This window comes from Aquimarina sp. I32.4, from assembly GCF_002924285.1.
Lineage (GTDB): Bacteria > Bacteroidota > Bacteroidia > Flavobacteriales > Flavobacteriaceae > Aquimarina.
The window spans coordinates 1-2,581 of record NZ_PGUB01000210.1; the positions used below are offsets into that span (position 1 = coordinate 1).

Sequence of the window (2,581 nt, forward strand, 5' to 3'; positions counted from 1 at the left end):
CCATCATTATCAGGATCAACATCGGTAGCATCATCTGGATCATCGGAATCATCGGTTACCGCTGCTCCTCCTAGTGGATTCAAGGCACTCGCAACTGCTGTATTACTAAAACTTCCTGCTGTAATATCGCCTGCTGTTATTACATAACTTGCTGTATACGTGCTGTTATCTATAGCTCCTGCTACTAAATCAATCGTAGTGGCTGGAGTAACCGTTACTAAAGCATCGGTAACACTAATACCTGTTAAGTCTATATTTCCTGTATTGGTCACTACAAAAGCATAATTGATTGTATCTCCTGCATCGATAATACCGTTTCCATTTGTATCAACATAGGTATCAGTCTTGGTGATATCCAATAGTGGCTGACGTAAATCACTTACTGTTGGATCATCAGGACTACCATCATTATCAGGATCAACATCGGTAGCATTATCGGGATCATCGGAATTATCTGTTACTGGTGGGCCTAATGGATCTAGTGGATTCAAGGCACTCGCAACTGCTGTATTACTAAAACTTCCTGCGGTAATATCACTTGCTGTTATTATATAACTCGCTGTATACGTGCTATTATCTATAGCACCTGCTACTAAATCAATCGTAGTGGCTGGACTTACCGTTACCAATGCATCGGTGACACTGATACCTGTTAAGTCTATATTTCCTCTATTGGTCACTACAAAAGCATAATTGATTGTATCTCCTGCATCGATAATACCATTTCCATTCGTATCAACATACGTATCAGTCTTAGTGATATCTAATAGCGGCTGACGTAAATCACTTACTGTTGGATCATCGGGACTACCATCATTATCAGGATCAACATCCGTAGCATCATCTGGATCATCGGAATCATCGGTTACCGCTGCTCCTCCTAGTGGGTTCGCTGCACTCGCAACTGCTGTATTACTAAAACTTCCTGCGGTAATATCACCTGCTGTTATTATATAACTCGCAGTATACGTGCTGTTATCTATAGCTCCTGCTACTAAATCAATCGTAGTCGCTGGAGTAACCGTTACTAAAGCATCGGTGACACTGATGCTTGTTAAATCTATATTTCCTGTATTGGTCACTACAAAAGCATAATTGATTGTATCTCCTGCATCGATAATACCGTTTCCATTTGTATCAACATAGGTATCAGTCTTGGTGATATCTAATAGTGGCTGACGTAAATCACTTACTGTTGGATCATCAGGACTACCATCATTATCAGGATCAACATCGGTAGCATTATCGGGATCATCAGAATTATCTGTAATTGGAGGACCTAATGGATCTAATGGATTCAAAGCACTCGCAACTGCTGTATTACTAAAACTACCTGCAGTAATATCACTTGCTGTTATTATATAACTCGCTGTATACGTGCTATTATCTATAGCACCTGCTACTAAATCAATCGTAGTGGCTGGACTTACCGTTACCAATGCATCGGTGACACTGATACCTGTTAAGTCTATATTTCCTCTATTGGTCACTACAAAAGCATAATTGATTGTATCTCCTGCATCGATAATACCATTTCCATTCGTATCAACATACGCATCAGTCTTGGTAATATCTAATAGTGGTTGACGTAAATCACTTACTGTTGGATCATCGGGACTACCATCATTATTAGGATCAACATCCGTAGCATCATCTGGATCATCGGAATCATCGGTTACCGCTGCTCCTCCTAGTGGATTCAAGGCACTCGCAACTGCTGTATTACTAAAACTTCCTGCGGTAATATCACCTGCTGTTATTACATAACTTGCTGTATACGTGCTGTTATCTATAGCTCCTGCTACTAAATCAATCGTAGTAGCTGGAGTAACCGTTACTAAAGCATCGGTAACACTGATGCTTGTTAAATCTATATTTCCTCTATTGGTCACTACAAAAACATAGTTGATTGTATCTCCTGCATCGATAATACCGTTTCCATTCGTATCAACATACGTATCAGTCTTAGTGATATCTAATAGCGGCTGACGTAAATCACTTACTGTTGGATCATCGGGACTACCATCATTATCAGGATCAACATCGGTAGTATCATCTGGATCATCAGAATTATCGGTAATTGGAGGACCTAATGGATCTAATGGATTCAAAGCACTCACAACTGCAGTATTACTAAAACTTCCTGCTGTAATATCGCCTGCTGTTATTATATAACTTGCTGTATACGTGCTGTTATCTATAGCTCCTGCTACTAAATCAATCGTAGTGGCTGGACTTACCGTTACCAATGCATCGGTGACACTGATACCTGTTAAGTCTATATTTCCTCTATTGGTCACTACAAAAGCATAATTGATTGTATCTCCTGCATCGATAATACCGTTTCCATTCGTATCAACATACGTATCAGTCTTAGTGATATCTAATAGCGGCTGACGTAAATCACTTACTGTTGGATCATCGGGACTACCATCATTATCAGGATCAACATCGGTAGCATCATCTGGATCATCGGAATCATCGGTTACCGCTGCTCCTCCTAGTGGATTCAAGGCACTCGCAACTGCTGTATTACTAAAACTTCCTGCTGTAATATCGCCTGCTGTTATTATATAACTCG

The 2,581-nt window shown here is 40.1% G+C and carries 1 protein-coding gene; it reads right to left on the bottom strand.

From position 1 onward, the window contains the following. On the bottom strand, positions 1-2,581 hold a 2,581-nt coding region (locus CVD18_RS21950; RefSeq protein WP_199185129.1), incomplete at both ends, for a hypothetical protein.